Genomic DNA, 20,548 nt, shown 5'->3' with positions numbered 1-20,548 from the left:
TGTCCAGTTCTGGACCCTAGTTATTTTTTCCTGAAGCCTCCCACGAAATTTCCGGCCATGGTTTTCACCATGATCCAGAAGGGGATCGGTTCGTCGTTGAACCATGCAGCCAGGAACTTGTTTTCTCGTTTTAAACGCTCGATCAGTTCATCCAGGTCCGCCATATGGGGGGTGACCGGCCCGTAATAATCGACCTGGGGCCCAATCGGCACGAACTTGAATCCCATCTTTCCCAGCGAGCGCGCCAGTGACCTTTCCATAGCCGCGTACCAGTATCGGATCCCGTTCTGGCGGCTATAGCGGTACATCTCTCGGTACATGCCCAATAATAATAGCGGACTATTGCTGCGCTTGTCGCGCCGCACGCTTGAGCCGGGCTGGATACTCCTGGCGCTCCCCTTTTCAACGAAGTCCTGCGAAATCCCTTCCATCGAATCGCCGCGGCGGCGGCGGTGGGTCTTCCTCACGACCAGGCGCGAGACCTCGGCCACTGATTCGCGCGCCGGAGCGACAAAGTCCGGGAACGGCACGCAGTGCGATTCGAAGGGATATTCCTGACCAGGGTGGGGCTGCACCAGGCGCACCGTGCCGATGATATTGTTGTCGAGCGTGTAAGCGGCGAAATGGATCGAACAGTCGTCGTACTCGTCGATTTCCATCTCTTCCTGGCAGTCACTTGCCTCGAGATAATTCCGTTCAAGGCAATAGACTTCGTAGCGCAGCTTGAAGATTTCCTTTAAGACATATGATTCCATGTTCCCCTTCAATACTCTTCGGAAGTTGAAGTAGGGGATCAAAATGTCGCGTTTGCCGTTCAGACGCTCAGCCAGCCGGGACAGGAAACCCGTCGGTGCACGTTCGCATTCTTGCTTTTGTGTGATGGAGGTCATTGTCAAAGCGCCGTGGAGCTGCTAAGGATCAATGGGCGGCCGCAGGCGGCCGCCCGCGGTTTTACAGCTGGCGCAGCAGGGCCTTGGCCTCATCCATGGCGGCGAAAGACTGGCCACCGGCCAGGGACTGCTCTACTTCCTTGCGGGCGCCGGCCTTGTCGCCGGATTTGGCGAGCCCGGCAGCCAGGTGATAGCGGATTTCCGGCGCCTTGGGGGCAGCGGCCACGGCCTTGCGCAGCAGGTCGACGCCGCGCGCGGTTTCGCCTTTTTGCACCAGGATCCAGCCGAGCGTGTCCATGACCGCCGGGTTTTGCGCATTCAGCTTATATGCCTGCTCGGCAGTCGGGAGGGCGCGCGCATCGGCTTCTTGTTGGTAAGCCCAGGCCAGGTTATTCAGTGCGGTTGGATTCGACGGATTGGTCTTCAAGGCCGCTTGCAGGGCTGCGATGGCCGGCTTGAACTCGCGCTTCGCCAGGTGCTTGTCGGCCACGAGCATAGCGATCAGGTCATTGCCCGGATGGGCCGCATGATATTTCGCCAGGCGCGCTTCCGCCTCGGCAGCCTTGCCGTTCAGTGCCAGCACCTCGGAAAGCTTGGCCAGTACCTGAGCCGAATTCGATATCGCAAACGCTTTTTCCAACGCTGTCAGTGCCGGCGCAACTTTCTTCTGGGCCAGCAACAGGTCGCTTTCAACGAGCAGACCGTTGACCTTTTTCGGGTCGTCCGCCTGCATTTGGCGTGCAATCGCCAGCGCCTCGTCGTGTTTGCCGCTCCGGGAGGCCAGGTCGATCTGGCCCATGCGCGCGGGCAGGAAGGCGGGATCGATCGCCAGCGCACGCTTCAGGTCCTCCGCGGCCGCTGTATCGTTTTTCATCAGGATGTGCACGGCTGCAAGGCGTACCTGGGCTTGGGCCGATTTCGGCAAGGCGGCCGCCAGCTTGCTATACGACTCGAGCGCGCCGGCATGGTCCTTGGCAACAATCTGGGCCTGGCCCATCAGGTCCAGCACGTCAGGCGATGAAGGGTTTGCCACTAGGGTCTTGCGTAGCAGCGCCTGTGCCTTGTCCGCCTGCTTTTGGCGCAGGTAGTGCGCGGCCAGGTTCAGGGCCGGAGGTACAGCTTGCGGCTGCGCGGCTTGCGCCTTCTCGAGCCAGGCGGTCGCCTCGGCCGGACGGCCCTGCATCATCTCGATGCTGGCCAGCGCATTCATCGCATCGACATTGTTCTTGTCCTTGGCCAGCAGGGTGTTAAACCGCTGCTTGGCGCCGGCGACGTTCTTGTCGGCCAGGTCCAGCTTGGCCAGGGCCGATGCCGCCGGGAAGAAACCTGGCTCCAGCGTCAGCGCCTTTTCCAGGCTGGCGCGGGCATTCTTGCGGTCGCCCTGGCGCAGATAGACATCGCCCTTGACGGCATGGACCGCAGCGCTGCCCGGCTGCTCTTTCTCGAGCGCCTGTACGGCAAGCAAGGCCTTGTCGAGCTGGCCGCGGCCAACTTCGGCCTGCACCAGCGCAAAGCCGGCTTCCAACGATTTCGGCGCCAGGGTGGTAGCGCGCTTGAGTTCGTCAACTGCCTCATTCAGGTCGCCTTCGCCCATTTTCGACATGCCGAGCGAGGTACGGATGCTGGCCGCTTCCGGCGCCAGCGCGCTGGCCTGCCCGAAATAGACCGATGCCTTGGCAAAATCGCGGGTCTGTAAATAGGACTGGCCGGTCAGCGCCAGAAGCTGCGGGTCCTTGCCGCCGTCCTTCAGTGCCGGCGACAGCACCTTGGTCGCTTCGGCCGGTTGGCCTTGCTTGAGCAATGCCTGGGCTAGCAGCTTGCGGGCATAGACGTTGGACGGGTTCGCATCCAGGTAGCGGCGCAGGTGCTGTTCGGCCTGTTTTGTGCCGTCAAGGTTGAGCTCGACCGCTCCGGCCAGCAGGACACTCGGCATGTGGTCAGGTGCGACTTTCAGGACCTTTTGCAGGGATTCGCGCGCTTCGGAATGCTTCCCGGCAGTGAAGTCCAGCAAAGCCTGGACATAGGTGACGTTCAAGTTTCCGGGGCTGTACTTGCGCGCCGCCTCGATGTCGGCCTTGGCGGCGACCAGGTCCTTGCTGCCGATGTGGATATAGGCTTTTTCGATGTGCGCGCTGCGGTGGGCCGGTTCGATCGCCAGCGCCTTGTCGTAGGCGGCCAGCGCTTCCTTGCCTTTGCCCTGGGTGCGCAGCAGGCTGCCCTTGAGCATCCAACTCTCTGCATTCTTCGGGTCGCGGGTGATGGCTTCGTCGGCGAAACGTTCTGCGGTGGCCAGGTCGTTCCCGATCGCAGCGTGGCGCGCCATGCCGCTCAGGGCGTCGCCCAGGTTCGGATTGAGCGCCAGCGCAGCTTCATAGGCGCTACGCGACTTGCTTGCGTCATCCAGTCCAAGAAAAGCGTCGCCGCGGCGCGCCAGCAGCAGCGCCGAAGCCTTGGCCTTGTCTTCGCTGATTTCATCGAGCAGGGGTTGAAATTTGCCCTGCATCAGCAGCGTCTGGGCCAGCATTGGGAGAATCTTATCGTCGGCGACGCCCAGACTGCCCGCCTTGCGCAGCTCTTTTTCAGCCGATGGCGCGTCGCCCAGCGTGAGGTGCAGCGTGCCCAGGCGCAAGCGCGCCTCGGCGTTTTCTGGATTTTGCGCCACTGCATTCTTGAGCTGGATAAGCGCGGCCTTGCGGTCACCCTTCTGTTCGTATTCTTTGGCTTCCGTCAGCAGCTCTTCGGCTGGCCGCGTACGGTCGCAGCCCGTCATGCCAGCGCTGAGCAGGATAGCGCCGGAGACTACGGCAACGGCAAATTGTTTTTTGGTGAGATTACCCGGCATTGTCTTTCCCTGTGATAAAGGTGCTTGCACAAATCGTTCATGGGTGGCAAGCGAAGTTTCCCGAGTGTTAATAATACCCTAAGGAATACTCCTGAAACGTCCACAGGCCAACGGTGGTCATAATTAGCCTTTCGCTGTTGCTATCATGCGCGATTCGGCTGAGATAAGTGTTGATTTATGGAAAGATAGCGGAAGTTCGATACCGATGCAGCCTACCCAGGAGGATTCAGGATTTGCGCAGGCGGCCAAGCAGTGCTTCAACGTCGTTGCCAACTGGCAGGCCATGGCGGCGCAGCAGCTGGACATGCAGCACGAGGTTCTCCAGCACCAGCTTGGCCGATACCGCGAGCAGGGTCATCAGGCGGTCTTCGGTGCTGAAATTCTCCATCGCGGCCGCCATTTCGCACAGGTGGGTAGCGACCAGCGAGCGCAATTCATCTTCAGAGAAGGGCAGGTCGGCGAAATCGATCGGGTCTTCCTGTTCGACCTCGTGCATCAGGGCGGCTAGCTGCTCGGGCTGGATCGGCATGGTGAACTCCGCTGGACAAGTGACGTTCATTCTAGGCCAGTACCGTCCGCCGAGGCGACCGGATTGGACAGTAGCCGCGCACGTCCGGTGCGCATACAATCTGGCGGTCTGGAGGAGACCCATGGCGCAGTTATTCTTTACGCAGCAACTGGCACGGTTCACGAGCGTGCCGCAGGTCGAAACCGACGCGTCAAGCCTGCGCGCCGGGCTCGACGCAGCCTTTGCGGTCAATCCGCGCTTGCGCGGCTATATCCTCGACGACCAGGGCGCCTTGCGCGCCAACGTAACGATCTTTATCGACGGCCGGCGCTGCCGCGACACGCAGCGCCTGGACGACCCGCTTCTCCCCGGCAGCCAGGTGTACGTGCTGCAGGCCCTTTCCGGAGGTTGAACCCATGAGCCAGCGTGCCTACCTGTCGACCCGCAAGGGCCTGTTCGAACTAAGCAAGGAGAGCGGCCGCTGGGAATTCGGCCCGGTCCATTTCCTGGGCGAGCCGGTGTCGATGACGCTGGCGGACCGGCGCGACGGCGCCCTGTACGCGGCGCTGAACCTGGGTCATTTCGGCGTCAAGCTGCACCGCCGCCATGCCGGCGTCGAGACCTGGACCGAATTGCCGGCGCCCGCGTATCCCCCCAAACCGGAGGGTAGCGAAGACAAGGTCGAGTGGAACAACCGCCTGGTCTGGAGCCTGGAAGCGGGCCTGCCCGGGCAGCCCGGCCTGCTGTGGGCGGGCACGCTGCCGGGTGGCCTGTTCGTCTCGCGCGACCATGGCGATTCCTGGCAGCTGGTGCGCTCGCTATGGGACGTGCCGGAGCGTGCCAACTGGTTCGGCGGCGGCTACGACGTGCCGGGCATCCACAGCATCTGCGTCGACCCACGCGATGGCCGCCAACTGCTGGTCGGCGTGTCTTGCGGCGGCGCCTGGCGCAGTGAAGATGGCGGCGACAGCTGGGCCCTCAGCGCAACCGGCATGCGCGCCGACTACATGCCGCCCGAGATGAACGAGAACGAGGAAGTGCAGGACCCGCACCGGATCGTGCGCTGCGCAGGCCATCCGGACGTGCTCTGGTGCCAGCACCACAACGGCATGTGGCGCTCGACCGACGGCGGCCGGCGCTGGCAGCAAATCACCGGTGTGCCGCTGTCGCATTTCGGCTTCGCCGTGGCGGCGCACCCGACGAAGGGAGGCACGGCCTGGTTCGTGCCGGCGGAAGCCGACCAGCGCCGCATCCCGGTCGGCGCCGCGCTGGCCGTGCTGCGCACCCAGGATGGCGGCAAGAGCTTCGAGGTGTTGAGCAAGGGTCTGCCGCAGGAGCACTGCTACGACCTGGTCTACCGCCACGGCCTGGCGGTGAGCGACGACGGCCATACCCTGTTGATGGGGTCGACGACGGGCGGGGTATGGATTTCGGAGAACGGCGGCGACAGCTGGCAGACTTTGTCTACTTCGCTGCCGCCGGTGTATGCGGTGACCTTCGGCTAGCGAGGGTCACCGGCGCCGCCCGGGGAACCCGGACGGCGAAAGGCTTACATATTGCGGCGGTACTGCCCACCCACCTCGAACAGCGCGGTCGTGATCTGGCCCAGCGAGCAGACGCGCACCGCATCCATCAACCTGGCGAACACGTTCTCGTTGTCGATCGCAGCCTGCTGCAGCGCCGCCAGGGCCGCTGGTGCCGCGCCGGCGTTGCGGCTGTGGAACTCGTCCAGGCGGGTCAGCTGCGACTGCTTTTCGTCGTCGGTCGAGCGTGCCAGCTCGATGATGGCAGGGGCGCCGGTGCTGTTCGGGTTGCGGAAGGTGTTCACACCGATGATCGGCAGGGTGCCGTCGTGCTTCTGGTGCTCGTACAACATCGACTCTTCCTGGATCTTGCCGCGCTGGTAGCCGGTTTCCATCGCACCCAGCACGCCGCCGCGCTCGGCGATGCGCTCGAACTCCTGCATCACCTGTTCTTCGACCAGGTCGGTCAGCTCGTCCATGATGAACGAACCCTGGTTCGGGTTCTCGTTCTTGGCCAGGCCCCATTCGCGGTTGATGATCAGCTGGATGGCCAAGGCACGGCGGACGGATTCGTCGGTCGGCGTGGTGATCGCTTCGTCATAGGCGTTGGTATGGAGCGAATTGCAGTTGTCGTAGATCGCGATCAGCGCCTGCAGCGTGGTGCGGATGTCGTTGAAGTCGATTTCCTGCGCGTGCAGCGAGCGGCCCGAGGTCTGGATGTGGTACTTGAGCTTCTGCGAACGCTCGTTGGCGCCGTACTTGTCGCGCATCGCCACGGCCCAGATACGGCGTGCCACGCGGCCCAGCACCGTGTATTCCGGGTCCATGCCGTTCGAGAAGAAGAACGACAGGTTCGGTGCGAAATCGTCGATGTGCATGCCGCGCGCCAGGTAGGCTTCCACGAAGGTGAAGCCGTTCGACAGCGTAAAGGCGAGCTGCGAGATCGGGTTCGCACCGGCTTCGGCGATGTGGTAGCCCGAGATCGACACCGAGTAGAAGTTGCGTACCTGGTGGTGCACGAAGTATTCCTGGATGTCGCCCATGACCTTCAGCGAGAACTCGGTCGAGAAGATGCAGGTGTTCTGGCCCTGGTCTTCCTTCAGGATGTCGGCCTGCACGGTGCCGCGCACGTTCATCAAGACCCAGTCCTTGATCTTCTGGGCTTCGTCGTCGGTCGGCTGGCGGCCGTTGTCCGCCACGAACTTGTCGATCTGCTGGTCGATGGCGGTGTTCATGAACATCGCCAGGATCGTCGGCGCCGGGCCGTTGATCGTCATCGACACCGAGGTCGACGGGCTGCACAGGTCGAAGCCGTCGTACAGCACCTTCATGTCGTCCAGGGTCGCGATCGACACGCCCGAGTTGCCGACCTTGCCGTAGATGTCGGGACGGATCGCCGGGTCAGCGCCGTAAAGGGTGACGGAGTCGAAGGCGGTCGACAGGCGCTTGGCGTCCATACCAGTCGAGACCAGCTTGAAGCGGCGGTTGGTGCGGAAGGCATCGCCTTCGCCCGCGAACATGCGGGTCGGGTCTTCGCCCTCGCGCTTGAAGGCGAACACGCCGGCCGTGTACGGGAAGGAGCCCGGTACGTTTTCCAGCATCAGGAACCGCAGCACTTCGCCGTGGTCTTCGAAGCGCGGCAGCGCCACCTTGCGGATCGGGTTGCCCGACAGGGTCTTCGAGACCAGGCGGGTGCGGATTTCCTTGTCGCGGATTTTCACCACGTAATCGTCGCCGGCATAGGCGGCCTGCATGTCGGGCCACATGGCCAGCAGTTTTTTCGCGCCGCCTTCCATGGCGTTGTCACGCTCGGTGATCAGGTCGTCCAGCACCACTTCACGGCTGGCAAGCGCCAGCATGCGCTTGGTCTCGCTCAGCTGCTGGCGCTCGCGCGCCAGCGTGACCTGCTTTTTCACGTTGCGGTGGTAGCCGCGCACGGTGTCGGCAATTTCGGCGAGGTAGCGCGCGCGTGCCGGTGGCACGATGACGTTCTTGCCGCTCGAGTACTTCGACGTTGGCGGGGTAAGGCGGCTGACCTCGACCTGCAGGCCGAGTTCCGCCAGCTTCGGCAGCAGGCCGTGGTACAGCGCCGTGACGCCGTCGTCGTTGAAGCGCGATGCCTGGGTGCCGTAGACCGGCATCTCGTCAGGGCTCTTGCTCCACTGTTCGCGGTTGCGCTGGTATTGCTTCGCGACGTCTCGCAGCGCATCCTGGGCGCCCTTGCGGTCGAATTTGTTAATCGCGATGAAGTCGGCAAAATCGAGCATGTCGATTTTCTCCAGCTGCGAGGCCGCGCCGAATTCCGGCGTCATCACATACATCGAGGTGTCGACGTGCGGGACGATGGCGGCGTCGCCCTGGCCGATGCCCGAGGTCTCGACGATCACCAGATCAAAACCCGCCACCTTGCAGGCGGCGATCACGTCGGGCAGGGCCTGCGAGATTTCTGAGCCGGCTTCGCGCGTGGCGAGCGAGCGCATGAACACGCGGGCCTGGCCGTTCCACGGGTTGATCGCATTCATGCGAATCCGGTCGCCCAGCAGAGCGCCACCCGACTTGCGGCGCGACGGATCGATCGAGATGACGGCGATGTTCAGTCGGTCGCCCTGGTCGAGGCGGATGCGGCGGATCAGTTCATCGGTCAGTGAAGATTTGCCCGCGCCGCCGGTGCCGGTGATGCCGAGTGTCGGCACCTTGAGCGTTTCGGCGGTGTCGATGACCTGCTTGCGCAGTTCAGGATCGACCTTGTCGCTTTCCAGCGCGGTGATCAACTGGGCCAGCGGACGGTGACGCTGGCCGATGTCGCCTTCGCGGAGCAGATCGATGCTGGTCGGCGCGTACGACGACAAATCGACGTCGCAGGTTTCCAGCATCGAGCGGATCATGCCCACCAGGCCCATGCGCTGGCCGTCTTCCGGGCTGAAGATGCGGGTGACTCCGTAGGCGTGCAGTTCTTCGATCTCGCTCGCGACGATCACGCCGCCGCCGCCGCCGAACACCTTGATGTGGGCGCCGCCGCGCTGGCGCAGCAGGTCGATCATGTACTTGAAGTATTCGACGTGGCCACCCTGGTAGCTCGAGATGGCGATGCCTTGCACGTCTTCGTTCAGCGCCGCGGTGACGACTTCGTCGACCGAGCGGTTGTGGCCGAGGTGAATCACTTCGGCACCGTTCGACTGCAGGATGCGGCGCATGATATTGATCGAGGCGTCATGGCCATCGAACAGCGAAGCGGCGGTGACGAAGCGCACCTTGTTGGCCAGCTTCGGCTGCTCCGGCAGGTCGAGTTTGGCGGCGGAAGTGATGTCGTTCATTGGATGTGGTCCTTGGTATTGGGAGGACAGGGGTAGTTTGGTACGGTATATGACGTTAACGTTAACGTCAAGCCGGGTACGTCTAACTTTCGTAGGGTGGGCGGCTTCGCCGCCCGCGCGTTCAACCAGCGGATGCGCCGTCGAGCATTCAGCATTTGCGATAACGCGAGGGCTCGTCGAACGCGTGGGCAGGGCAAGACAGTCCAGTGGACTGTTTTACGCCCTTCCAGCGATTACGCGGCTCGTTTCTTGACGTTGCCTGAGAGCAGCTCAGCCTTGCGCGCGCGGAACTCGGCCACGGCCTTTTCCTTCACGTGGCCGAAGCCGCGGATCTGTTCCGGCAGCGAGGCCAGTTCGACCGCATCGGCGTGCGTCGCAGCGTTCAGGCCAGCCAGCAGGCCTTCCACCATCCCGCGGTATTCGACGATCAGGGCGCGCTCCATCTTGCGCTCTTCGGTGTAGCCGAACACGTCGAAGGCGCCGCCGCGCAGGCCTTTCAGCTTGGCCAGCAGCTTGAAGGCGCCGAACATCCACGAGCCGTACTGCGCCTTGACCATGCGGCCCTTGGCATCCTTTTTCGCGAACAGCGGCGGGGCCAGGTTGAACTTGAAGGAGAAGTCGCCCTCGAACTGGCTCTTCACCTGCTCCAGGAAGCGGCCGTCGGTGTACAGGCGCGCCACTTCGTATTCGTCCTTGTAGGCCATCAGCTTGAAGTAGTACTTGGCCACGGCTAGCGACAGCTTGTTGCCCAGGCCTTGCGCGGTTTCAGCGGCGCGCACGCGCGCCACCAGGTCTTCGTACACGCCCGCATAGGCGCTGTTTTGGTAGCCGGTCAGGAAGTCCACGCGCTTCTTGATAATGGTCTCGAGGCTTTGCGGCATCTGCACGACGATAGCTTGCGAAGGCGTGGCCTGCTTCTCGACGCGCTTGAAGTCCACGGCGGCGCGGCGGCCCCACAGGAAGCTCATCTTGTTCGAGGCGACCGCCACGCCATTGAGTTCGATCGCGCGCAGCAGCGCGGCTTCGCTCAAGGGGATGCGGCCCTTCTGCCAGGCGTAACCCATCAGGAACAGGTTCGTCGCGATCGAGTCGCCCATTAGCGCGGTCGCGATGCGGGTGGCATCGACGAAGTCCACGCCATCCGCGCCGCCCACGGCTTCCAGGATCAGCGCACGCACGTCAGCAGCCGGGAATTCCCAGTCGGCGTTCTGCGCGAAGGTGCCGGTCGGTTGCTCGTGCAGGTTGACGATGGCCAGGGTGCGGCCCGGGCGCATCTTCGAGACTGCGTCGGCCGCGCCGGTGGTCAGGATGTCGCAGCCGAGGATCAGGTCCGCTTCGCCGGTGGCGATACGCTGGGCGCGCAGGCGGTCCGGGGTCACCGCGATCTTGACGTGCGAGGTCACCGAGCCGTTCTTCTGGCTCATGCCGGTCATGTCCAGCACCGACGCGCCCTTGCCCTCGAGGTGGGCGGCCATGCCCATCAGCGCACCGACGGTGATGACGCCGGTGCCGCCGATGCCATTGATCAGGATGTTGTAAGGATGTTCGATGCTTGGCAGGGTCGGCTCAGGGAGCAGGCCCCAACCATCGTCGGAACCTTGCTTGCTGACGCCGGCCTTGCTCTTCTTGAGCATGCCGCCTTCGACGGTGACGAAGCTCGGGCAGAAGCCCTTGGCGCACGAATAGTCCTTGTTGCAGGACGACTGGTCGATGGCGCGCTTGCGGCCGAATTCCGTTTCCTTCGGCAGGATCGACACGCAGTTCGACTGGATGCCGCAATCGCCGCAGCCTTCGCAGACGGCTTCGTTGATCACCATGCGCTGGGTCGGGTCGGGGAACTCGCCTTTTTTCCGGCGGCGGCGCTTCTCGGCGGCGCAGGTCTGGTCGTAGATGATGACGGTGACGCCCGGCAGTTCGCGCAGCTCGCGCTGGATGTTATCCATCTCCTTGCGGTCGTGCAGGGTGACCAGCGCTGGCAGGTTGGAGCGGTCCGCATAGCGCGACAAATCTTCGGTGACCAGCGCGATGCGCTTGACGCCTTCCGAGGCCATCTGGTTGGCGATCATCGGCACCGAGGTCTGGCCGTCGACCGGCTGGCCACCGGTCATCGCGACCGCGTCGTTGTACAGGATCTTGTAGGTGATGTTTACCTTGGCCGATACGGCGGCGCGGATCGCCAGGTAGCCCGAGTGGAAATAGGTGCCGTCGCCCAGGTTCTGGAACACGTGCGGCACTTTCGAGAACGCAGCCTGGCCGATCCACGGTGCGCCTTCGCCGCCCATGTGGGTGGTCAGCTTGTTCATTTCCGGGTAGATCGAGGTCGCCATCACGTGGCAGCCGATGCCGGCCAGCGCGAACGAACCGTCCGGCACCTTGGTCGAGGTGTTGTGCGGGCAGCCGGAGCAGTAGAAGGCCGGGCGGAAGGGCGTGGTGATGGCCTTCTGCAGCACGGCGTCCTTCGCATCGAGGAAGGCCAGGCGTGCGCGGATCAGATCGCGGGTGGTGTCTTCCAGGTTCAGGCGCGCGATGCGGCCGGCGATCACGCGCGCCACTTGCGCTACCGAGAAGTCGGCCTTTGGTGGCAGCAGCCAGTCGCCGCGCGGGGCGACCCATTCGCCCTTGTCGTCGAACTTGCCGACCACGTGGGGACGCACGTCGTCGCGCCAGTTGTACAGCTGCTCTTTCAACTGGTATTCGACGACCTGGCGCTTTTCTTCGACCACCAGGATTTCGTCCAGGCCCTGCGCGAATTCGCGCACGCCGTCCGGTTCCAGCGGCCAGATCATCGCGATCTTGTACAGGCGCAGCCCGACCTTGGCGGCCATGGCTTCGTCGATGCCCAGTTCTTCCAGTGCTTCCAGCACGTCCAGGTAGGATTTGCCCGAGGCGATGATGCCCAGCTTCGCATCCGGGCTGTCGATCGTGACGCGATTGAGCTTGTTCTCGCGCGCATAGGCCAGCGCTGCGTAGATCTTATAGTCCTGCATCAGCGCTTCCTGCGCGCGTGCCTGCTGGCCCAGCGGAACTGAAGAAAGCCGCGTATTTAATCCACCCTCCGGCATCGTGAAGTCCTGCGGCAGCTTGACCTCCACGCGGAACGGGTCGGCGTCGACCGAGGCGCTCGATTCGACCGTATCGGCCAGCGCCTTGAAGGCCACCGCGCAGCCCGAGAAGCGCGACATCGCCCAGCCATGCACGCCGAGGTCCAGGTATTCCTGCACGTTGCACGGGTAGAGCACCGGGATCATGCAGGCCGAAAAGATGTGGTCGGACTGGTGCGGCAGCGTCGAGGAATAGGCGCCGTGGTCATCGCCGGCCACCAGCAGCACGCCGCCGTGTTTCGCGGTGCCGGCGTGGTTCATGTGTTTAAAAACGTCGCCGCAGCGGTCCACGCCCGGGCCTTTGCCATACCACATGGCGAACACGCCGTCGTACTTGGCAGGGCCGATCAGGTCCACGGTCTGGGTGCCCCAGACGGCGGTTGCGGCCAGGTCTTCGTTCACGCCCGGGACAAACTGGATGTTGTTCGCTTCGAGGTGGCCCTTGGCCTTCCACAGCGTTTCATCGAGGCCGCCCAGCGGCGAGCCGCGGTAGCCCGACACGAATCCGGCCGTATCCAGGCCCGCGGCGGCATCGCGCTCGCGCTGCATCATCGGCAGGCGCACCAGGGCCTGGATACCGGACAGGAAGATGTTGCCGGTCCTGGCGGTGTACTTGTCGTCCAAGGTGACGTTGGTAAGGCGGGACGAATAGTCCGGCGCCGCGGTGTCGCGGGCGATGGTGTCTGGCATGGGAGTCTCCAAAATCGTGGTTCGGGCGGTGCTTACTCGCTGGCTGCCGGGTAGGCGAGGGCGGGGAAGCAGGGAAGCGCTCTGTAGGCACTTCTTGACCGGGTGGAGTGTAGGGACTTAGCCCAGCCAGGGCCAATAGGGATTGCGGATGGGGGTATAAGAAATAATGATGACTGTTATAAGCTCAGGGCCCGATCAGCCGTGCCCCTGGCCAGGCGCTATTCGCACAGAGTTCTTCGGTGATTTCTCGCACCAGCTTCCCGATTGCCGCGGCGGCATTCGTGAGCGGGATGTTCCGTGAAGCGCACAGCGTCACGTGGCGCGTCACCGCCGGACCATGAACCGGCCACGCCGCCATCGCGCCGCGTTCGATATCCGCCTGCAGGGGCGCCACCGGCAGCAGGGTGGCGCCGAGATCGGCCAGCAGCGCCGAGCGCAGGATGGCGAGCGAATTGATTTCGAGGATGCTGCCGGGGACCAGGCCGGCGCCCTGCGCGACCCGTTCGACCAGCGGACGCACGCCGTGCTGGCGCGCCGGCAGGATCAGGGTGCTGGCCAGCGCCTCCGCCAGGGTGAGCGAGGCCGCGCCAGGTGCGAACGGGGAACCGGCGCGGCAGATGAACATCAGGTCTTCCTCGACCAGCGGTGTGCTGATGAAATGCCCGGCCGGGACTTCGTCGAACAGCACCGCCAGGTTCAGGCGCCCGGACTTGAGCTGCTCGGTGAGGCTGCCCGAAATTTCCTCGGTCAGCTGCAGCGTGATTTCCGGATAGCGCGCGCGCGCGCTGCTGAGGATCGGCAGCGCCAGCGCACCCGAGATGCTGTGGGGAAGGCCCAGCGTCACGCTGCCGGAGGGCCGCGTGGTGGACTGCACCACGGCCGAGCGGGCATCCGCCACCTGCTTCAGGATGGCCTGCGCATGCTCGTAGAAGATCTTGCCGGCGTCGGTGCTGACGACGCCGTGGGCCGATCGGTGCAGCAGTTGCGCGCCCAGTTCTTCTTCCAGCTGGCGCAGTTGCTGGGTGAGTGCCGGCTGCGCCACGTGCAGGACCAGCGCGGCGCGCGAGAGCGAGCCGTGGTCGACGATGGCGACGAAATAGCGCAGCTGGCGGAGTTCCATGCAATTGACTGTGTCTTAAAGGAAACAAATAGTGAATATTAGTAACAATCTTGCTATACTGCATCTAGGCCGACTGGCGCCGACATTATTACAGAGCAGAGACTTACCATGTTAAAGAAGGTGGATGCATCGCAGCTGAAGGTCGGGATGTTCATCCACGACCTCGATTGCGGCTGGATGGATCATCCATTCGTGCGCGCGCGTTTCGTGCTGACGACGGAAGCCGAGATCTACAAGATCCGCAATGCCAGGATCCGCAGCGTGGTCATCGACTGCAGCAAGGGACTGGACATCGACGACGCACCGACGCTGGCCGAAGCCGACGCCGAGACCGAAGCCGAAGTGACCGCGATCGCGACCAAGCCGCTGATCGTCACCCGCGTCTCGCTGGGCGAAGAACTGCAGCGCGCGGCCCAGATCCGCAAGCAGGCGGCCGGCATGGTGCGCACCGTGATGGCCGATGCACGCCTGGGCAAGGCGGTCGAAATGGACAAGGTGGCCCCGGTAGTCGAAAGCATCACCGAATCCATCCTGCGTAATTCGGGCGCGCTGCTCGGGCTCCTGCGCATCAAGAACAAGGACGACTACACCTTCCTGCATTCGGTGAGCGTGTGCGCGCTGCTGGTGGCCTTCTGCCGCTCGCGCAACCTGGACGCGGAAACGACCTACCAGGCAGGCCTCGGCGGCCTGCTGCACGACACCGGCAAGGCGCTGGTCCCGGACAGCATCCTGAACAAGGCAGGGCGCCTGACCGACGAGGAATTCGACATCATCAAGCGCCACCCGCGCGATGGCTACGACATCCTGGTCAAGTCGCCGGAGATCGGCCAGATCCCGCTCGACATCACGCTGCACCACCACGAGCGGCGCGACGGCAGCGGTTATCCGGACAAGCAGGGCGAAGGCAGCATCAGCGAACTGGCGCAGATGGCGGCGATCGTCGACGTGTACGACGCGATCACCTCGGACCGCTGCTACCACAAGGGCATGCCGGCCGCCGAAGCGCTGCGCAAGATCTACGAGTGGAGCAAATTCCACTTCAATCCGACGCTGGCGCAGGAATTCATGCGCTGCGTCGGCATTTACCCGGTCGGCACGCTGGTGCTGCTCGAGTCGGGGCGCCTGGGCGTCGTGATCGAGCCGCATGAAACCAGCCTGCTCACGCCGAAAGTGAACGTCTTCTTCAGCACCAAGACCCCAGGCTACATCAAGCCGCAGACCGTCGACCTGTCCAAGGCGCTGGGCTTTGGCGGCGGCGACAAGATCGTGCGCCACGAAGCGGCCGAGAAGTGGAACGTCAACCCGCTGCAATTCATGAACATCGCCTGACGCTCCCCGGAGCAGCAGGCCCCGGAGATGCGACAATGGCATCTCCGGGGCTTTTTTTTTGCCATTTGGTAAGGATTCGCGATGCACCCACCCATCGAGTTCTGGTTCGAGTTCGGCAGCAACTACAGCTATCTCTCCCTGATGCGCATCGAGGCGCTGGCCGACCGCGCCGGCGTGCCGCTGTCTTGGCGGCCCTTCCTGCTTGGGCCGATCTTCCGCGAACTCGGTTACCAGAGCTCTCCGTTCAACGAGCAGAAGGAAAAGGGCGAGTACGCCTGGCGCGACATGGAACGCCGCGCTGCGAAATACGGGCTTCCCTTCAAGCGCCCATCGGTGTTCCCGCGCCCGGCCCTGCTGCCGATGCGCGTGGCGCTGCTCGGCGCGGACCAGCCGTGGATGGGCGAATACTGCCGCCGCATCATGCTGCAGAATTGGGTGCACGACCGTGACATCGACAATGCCGATGTCGTGCTGGCGGCGCTTGCAGGGCTGGTCGACGATCCGGCTGCCATCGTGGCGGAGGCAGGTTCGGAGCGGACCAAGCTGCTGTTGCGCGCCCAGACCGCTAACGCACGCGATCACGGGATCTTCGGCGCCCCGACTTTCATGGTGTACAACGAGATGTTCTGGGGCGATGACCGCCTGGAAGACGCGCTCGAATGGGCGCAGGCCTGTCCGGCCCCCTAAAACGCGTCAGAAGAATTCGGCGGTGTCGTTGGTGGCGATGGTCTGCAGCAGGCCGTTCGCCAGCAGCTCTTCGTAATAGCAGGCGCGGTTGCGTCCGTTGGCCTTGGCGAAGTACAGCGCCTGGTCGGCATGTCCGAGCGTGACCACTGGCGAATCGGCCGCGCGGATGCTGGTGAAACCAACACTCACGGTCACCCGTCCCACCTGCGGGAATTCATGCGTCTCGACATCAAGGCGGAAGCGGTCGATGATCTTGCGCGCATTGTCCAGCGTGGTCGAGCGCAGCAGCACCACGAATTCCTCGCCGCCGAAGCGGAACACCCGGTCCTGCGCACGGAACGACGACTGCAGCAAATTGGCGACCAGGATCAGCACTTCGTCGCCGTACAGGTGGCCGAAGCGGTCGTTCACTCCCTTGAAATGGTCGACGTCGACCACGGCCAGCCACTGCTTTTCCTCGGCGCCGTGGTGGCGCCGTTCGGGCAGGCCGGGCACGAGGGACCCGGCATCAGGCGCGTGCAGCATGCGCGCCAGCTGGTCGTCGAAGGTCTTGCGGTTGAGCAGGCCGGTGAGTGAGTCGCGCTCGCTGTAGTCGAGCAAATTCTGGAAGTTGCGGTAGACGCTGACGATCCCGCTGATCATGTGGATCGTATCGCCCGTGAATTCGCCGTGGTGCGTGATCTCGAGGCAGGTCGCGGCCTTGTCGCCGAACCAGATCGGCAGCCACAGGACACGCAGTCCGTCGGGCCCCTTACCTTCCGCACGCGAATCGTGGTGGTCCAGGCAGTGCGCCAGTTCGGGGAAGGCCGTGATTGGCTCGCCGGGGCTGCCATCCTGCGCCTCGTCGGGGCAGGCGACGCCGCCGGCGCGGATGCAGGCGCGCGGACGCACGAAGCGCTGCCCGCAGACGCTGGCGATCGCCAGCACCCGGGTCTGCAGCGCGCCCGACAATTCCTGGACAGCCGAAATCACCGAGATGTCCAGCATCGTGTGATCGCGGTGGCCAGTCATGTCCACCATGTGTCTCAGCAGGGAATCCATATCGTTCACAGCACCAAAGTCAGGCAAAAGCACGGCTTGTCGATACCACGGGAGCGCCGTTTTTTTAAGCGCACAAGAAAAACAGCATAATGCTTTTTTGTATTACAGGCAACTATTCTTGACAATATTTATCGACCATCCGGCCGAGGCAGGATTCCAGTTGTACGGCGGTTGTCCAGGCGCATGAAGGCAAAAGCATTTCCGCATGGAAAACTTGCCTAGCATCAACTTGCCACATGGAATTATTCGGTACAGTGAACTCACTGACAGATGCAGTGCAAAGCAGCAAAGCAGTAAAGGAGACGGGGCCCCGTCTGCTGTCAGTAAGTCCCTTTAACCACTTCAAGGAGTTGTCATGAGCACCATTACCTCCGCCATCAAAGCTTTCGTAGCCGATGAAAACGGTGTGACCGCCATCGAATACGGCCTGATCGCTGCCCTGGTCGGCGTCGCGATGGCGACGGTGGCCGGCCAGCTTGGCGGCAAGATCAAGACCACGTTCGAGCTGATCCGCGATGCGTTCACCACCCTGCCTGCAGCGCCTGCAGCGCCGACTGGACCCTAATCGCTGATATGCCCCCCGGGTGCCGCAAGGCTCCTGGGGGGCTTTTTTTTGGAGCGGATCATGGTTGTCACACCTTACCTCGACACGCTGCTGCTGCTGATGGTAGCCGCCGCCGCGATCAACGATCTTGCCAGTCGCCGTATCCCGAACCTGCTGCTGTTATCCGGCCTCGTCGCCGCGCTCGTCCTGCACTCGATTTCGCCGGATCCCGGCGCCGCCCTGCTGTCCTCTGCCGGCGGCCTGCTGACGGGTTTCGTGATGTTCATCCCTTTTTACCTCGTCCGCGGCATGGCTGCCGGGGACGTCAAGATGATGGCAACGATCGGTGCCTTCACCGGTCCCGACCTTGCTCTTCATATTGCCATCCTGGCGTGGTGCGCCGGTGGCGTGATGGCGCTTGGCATCGTCATCTGTCGCGGCCGGCTGCGGCTGGCGTTTTCCAACCTGTGGAGCATCCTGCGGCCGGCCGTGCTGCGGCTTCCGGCGGTGCCCGGTGCGGTGAAGGAAAGTGCCGGATCCATGCCTTATGGCGTGGCGATCGCGGCCGGCACGATCTACCTCCTGCTAGGCCGTTACGCTTGACTTTTCCGCTGAGCCCGCTTCCTTGCCGGAGGTCAAACGGCAGGGAAGGGGCGATGGCTAGAATCAATTTAACAGATGTAAGAAATATCCGTACCCAGCAGGAGGTTTCCCCATGGAAGTATTGACAGCGTCCACGCCAGCAGTCCCCGATGTCCCGCTCGGGCGGCTGCCGGCAGCGCCGGGCAACGCGCTCGAGGCCGACCATGCGCCGGTCCTGCCGCGCCAGCCGCGCTCGGTGCGCGATACCGGCCTCGAACCGCGCTTCGTCACCGGCCTGGTCGTCAAGACCATGTACGGCAGCGGCAAGATGGCCTTGTCGGTGCTGACCGGCCGCCTGCGGCTGTCGATCAGTGTGGTGCGCGAGGTGTTGCAGGGGCTGGTCGCCGAGCAGCAGGTGGAAGTGGCGTGGTGCGGCGACTCCGACATCGACGTGCACTACCAGCTGACCGCGTTCGGCCAGCGCGCCGCCACCGAATACCTGGCCGAATCGCGTTATGTCGGTCCGGCCCCGGTCACGCTCGATGCCTACCGCGCCATGGTCGAACAGCAATCGCTGCGCCAGCCCGGCGCCCTCCGCGTGACGCCCGCAGCCCTGCGTGCCGTGCTTGCCGATGAAGGCGTCGAGCCTGCAGTGCGCGACCTGATCGGCGCAGCGCTGCATTCACACCGCCCGCTGATGCTGTATGGCCCGTCCGGCAGCGGCAAGACGACGCTGGCCTGCAAGTTCGCGCGCCTGCACCAGGATCCAATTGCGCTGCCCTACGCGGTGCTCGTCAATCATGAGATCGTGCAGATCTATGACCCGCGGCTGCATCCGGCGCCGCTGCCGCCGCGCGCCATGGAAGAGCGGCGCAGCTGCGATGCGCGCTGGGCCCTGTGCCAGCGTCCGCTCGTGCACGTCGGCGCCGAACTGGCGCGCGACATGCTGGAGCTGCGCCTCGATACCGCCAGCGGCGTACTGCGTGCGCCGCCGCACCTGCTAGCCAACAACGGCCTGCTGGTGCTCGACGACGTCGGCCGCCAGCGCGTGCCGGCCGGCGAGGTGCTGCACCGCTGGCTCGGCGCCCTCGAAACCGGTGAAGACCATGTCGCGGTACCAGGGGGGGCGACCCATGCGCTGCCTTTCGACGTGTCGCTGGTACTGGCCACCAGCCTGGCCCCGGAGTCGGTGCTGGACGAATCCTGCCTGCGCCGCATCGGCTACCGGATTCCGGTCGGCCCGCTGTCCGAATCGGGCTACCGTGCGCTGCTGCGGCGCCAGTGCCGGCTGTGCGGCATCGAGCCCGACGAAGGCGCGATGGATTACCTGGTCAACGATCTGCACCGCCGTACCCGGCGTCCCCTGCTGGCGGCCTGGCCGCATGAGCTGCTCTGGCGGATCGCCGATTTCGCCGGCTTTGCCGGCCATGCCCCGCGTTTCGACGTGGACAGCGTGGCCCAGGCTTGGAGCAGCCTGTTCGGCGCCAAGGCGGCGCCCGATCCAAGCAACCTGGGAGAAGCCCGATGAAAAACAAGCGTGCCGTGATCGTGATGGCGCTCGCGATCCTGTTCGGCCTTGCCGCCGTCGTGCTGGCCTCGCGCTGGCTCCTGACGCAGCCGGCGGCAAGCGCCGGCCGCATCGTGGTGGCGGTGGCGGACATCGATATCGGACAGCGCCTGACGCCCGAGATGCTCAAGCTGGTCGAATGGCCGGCCCACAGCGTGCCCAAAGGTGCGTTCGACGACCCGCAAAAACTCGCCGGCCGGGTGCTCAAGACCAGCATCCTGCTGGGCGAGCCGCTGAGCGAGGCCAAGCTCGCGCCGGCGGGCACGCTGGGCGGCCTGTCGGCCCTGATCACCGAAGGCAAGCGCGCCATCACGGTGCGCGTGAACGACGTGATCGGCGTGGCGGGCTTCGCCCTGCCGGGCAACTACGTGGACATCATTGTCAGCACCGAGACCGATCCGCAATCGCAGTCCGGTACGCCGCGCGAGCAGAGCATATCGAAGATCGTGCTCGAACGGATCCTGGTACTGGCCGTCGCGCAGGAAGTCAACCGCGATGAAACCAAGCCCAAGGTCGTGAATGCGGTGACGCTCGAAGTCACACCCGAGCAGGCCGAGATGCTCGACCTCGCGCGCAGCGTCGGCACGCTGTCGCTGGCCCTGCGCAACCAGGTCGACCCGGCAGTGGCATTGACCCTGGGCGCCACGAAGCAAAACCTGCTGCCGGCTACCGTGTCGCCCTTGAAGCCGGTGGTGATGCCGGTGGCCCTGCCACGGCCGCGGATGCAGGCGCCGCGTCCGGCGCCGCAGCGCGATTGCGTGAAGGTCATCAACGGCCTGAACGCTTCCCAGGAATGCTTCTGAGCCCTAC

The 20,548-nt window shown here is 64.0% G+C and carries 15 protein-coding genes; 8 read left to right on the top strand and 7 right to left on the bottom strand.

Annotated features, from left to right (window positions below):
* Window positions 1–20: 20 nt before the first annotated feature.
* From HGB41_RS14410 to HGB41_RS14400, 3 genes are all read right to left on the bottom strand, one after another.
* Window positions 21–890: a PEP-CTERM/exosortase system-associated acyltransferase gene (locus HGB41_RS14410; RefSeq protein WP_171085532.1), complete on the bottom strand. Its 870-nt coding sequence runs from the start codon at window positions 888–890 to the stop codon at window positions 21–23.
* 61 nt (window positions 891–951) lie between these two features.
* Window positions 952–3,732 (bottom strand): XrtA/PEP-CTERM system TPR-repeat protein PrsT, encoded by a 2,781-nt coding sequence (gene prsT / locus HGB41_RS14405; RefSeq protein WP_171085531.1) that lies wholly within the window; start codon window positions 3,730–3,732, stop codon window positions 952–954.
* Between the two features lie 226 nt (window positions 3,733–3,958).
* Window positions 3,959–4,261: a hypothetical protein gene (locus HGB41_RS14400; RefSeq protein WP_171085524.1), complete on the bottom strand. Its 303-nt coding sequence runs from the start codon at window positions 4,259–4,261 to the stop codon at window positions 3,959–3,961.
* 121 nt (window positions 4,262–4,382) lie between these two features.
* On the opposite strand from HGB41_RS14400, the gene HGB41_RS14395 reads away from it, so the two are divergent.
* Both HGB41_RS14395 and HGB41_RS14390 read left to right on the top strand, forming a co-directional pair.
* Entirely contained in the window at window positions 4,383–4,652 is a 270-nt protein-coding gene (locus HGB41_RS14395) for a MoaD/ThiS family protein (RefSeq protein WP_171085522.1), read from the top strand.
* A 4-nt stretch (window positions 4,653–4,656) separates the two neighbouring features.
* Entirely contained in the window at window positions 4,657–5,745 is a 1,089-nt protein-coding gene (locus HGB41_RS14390; RefSeq protein ID WP_171085520.1) for a WD40/YVTN/BNR-like repeat-containing protein, read from the top strand.
* A gap of 44 nt (window positions 5,746–5,789) precedes the next feature.
* Here HGB41_RS14390 and icmF read toward each other — a convergent pair whose 3' ends face one another.
* From icmF to HGB41_RS14375, 3 genes are all read right to left on the bottom strand, one after another.
* Window positions 5,790–9,077 carry a fused isobutyryl-CoA mutase/GTPase IcmF gene (gene icmF / locus HGB41_RS14385; protein ID WP_171085517.1) on the bottom strand — a complete coding sequence of 1,096 codons (3,288 nt, stop codon included), beginning with the start codon at window positions 9,075–9,077 and terminating at the stop codon, window positions 5,790–5,792.
* Between the two features lie 233 nt (window positions 9,078–9,310).
* Window positions 9,311–12,868, bottom strand: coding sequence for an indolepyruvate ferredoxin oxidoreductase family protein (locus HGB41_RS14380; protein WP_171085509.1), 3,558 nt, complete (start codon window positions 12,866–12,868; stop codon window positions 9,311–9,313).
* A 184-nt stretch (window positions 12,869–13,052) separates the two neighbouring features.
* Window positions 13,053–13,988 carry a LysR substrate-binding domain-containing protein gene (locus HGB41_RS14375; protein ID WP_171085507.1) on the bottom strand — a complete coding sequence of 312 codons (936 nt, stop codon included), beginning with the start codon at window positions 13,986–13,988 and terminating at the stop codon, window positions 13,053–13,055.
* A 108-nt stretch (window positions 13,989–14,096) separates the two neighbouring features.
* Between HGB41_RS14375 and HGB41_RS14370 the strand changes: the two genes are divergently transcribed.
* Together HGB41_RS14370 and HGB41_RS14365 are read left to right on the top strand one after the other, a co-directional pair.
* Entirely contained in the window at window positions 14,097–15,317 is a 1,221-nt protein-coding gene (locus HGB41_RS14370; protein WP_171085505.1) for an HD-GYP domain-containing protein, read from the top strand.
* Between the two features lie 81 nt (window positions 15,318–15,398).
* Complete coding sequence (locus tag HGB41_RS14365) at window positions 15,399–16,004, top strand: 2-hydroxychromene-2-carboxylate isomerase (protein ID WP_171085503.1); 606 nt, start codon at window positions 15,399–15,401, stop codon at window positions 16,002–16,004.
* Window positions 16,005–16,010: 6 nt separating this feature from the next.
* On the opposite strand, the gene HGB41_RS14360 is transcribed toward HGB41_RS14365, so the two are convergent.
* Window positions 16,011–17,045 carry a GGDEF domain-containing protein gene (locus HGB41_RS14360; protein WP_171085501.1) on the bottom strand — a complete coding sequence of 345 codons (1,035 nt, stop codon included), beginning with the start codon at window positions 17,043–17,045 and terminating at the stop codon, window positions 16,011–16,013.
* A gap of 355 nt (window positions 17,046–17,400) precedes the next feature.
* Here HGB41_RS14360 and HGB41_RS14355 point away from each other — a divergent pair, with 355 nt between their 5' ends.
* The 4 genes from HGB41_RS14355 (at window position 17,401) to cpaB (ending at window position 20,541) form a co-directional block, all read left to right on the top strand.
* Window positions 17,401–17,610, top strand: coding sequence for a Flp family type IVb pilin (locus HGB41_RS14355; protein WP_171085499.1), 210 nt, complete (start codon window positions 17,401–17,403; stop codon window positions 17,608–17,610).
* 60 nt (window positions 17,611–17,670) lie between these two features.
* Window positions 17,671–18,192, top strand: coding sequence for an A24 family peptidase (locus HGB41_RS14350; protein WP_171085497.1), 522 nt, complete (start codon window positions 17,671–17,673; stop codon window positions 18,190–18,192).
* A 112-nt stretch (window positions 18,193–18,304) separates the two neighbouring features.
* The gene (locus HGB41_RS14345) at window positions 18,305–19,699 is read left to right on the top strand and encodes an ATP-binding protein (RefSeq protein WP_229423024.1); all 1,395 of its coding nucleotides are present in this window, start codon (window positions 18,305–18,307) and stop codon (window positions 19,697–19,699) included.
* Complete coding sequence (gene cpaB, locus HGB41_RS14340) at window positions 19,696–20,541, top strand: Flp pilus assembly protein CpaB (protein ID WP_171085495.1); 846 nt, start codon at window positions 19,696–19,698, stop codon at window positions 20,539–20,541. The genes HGB41_RS14345 and cpaB overlap by 4 nt, the downstream gene beginning before the upstream one ends.
* Window positions 20,542–20,548 lie beyond the last annotated feature (7 nt).

The organism is Telluria aromaticivorans, assembly GCF_013003915.1.
Taxonomy (GTDB): domain Bacteria; phylum Pseudomonadota; class Gammaproteobacteria; order Burkholderiales; family Burkholderiaceae_D; genus Telluria; species Telluria aromaticivorans.
Note: the sequence above shows the minus strand (reverse complement) of the source record. Positions and strands in the feature narration are given on the sequence as shown.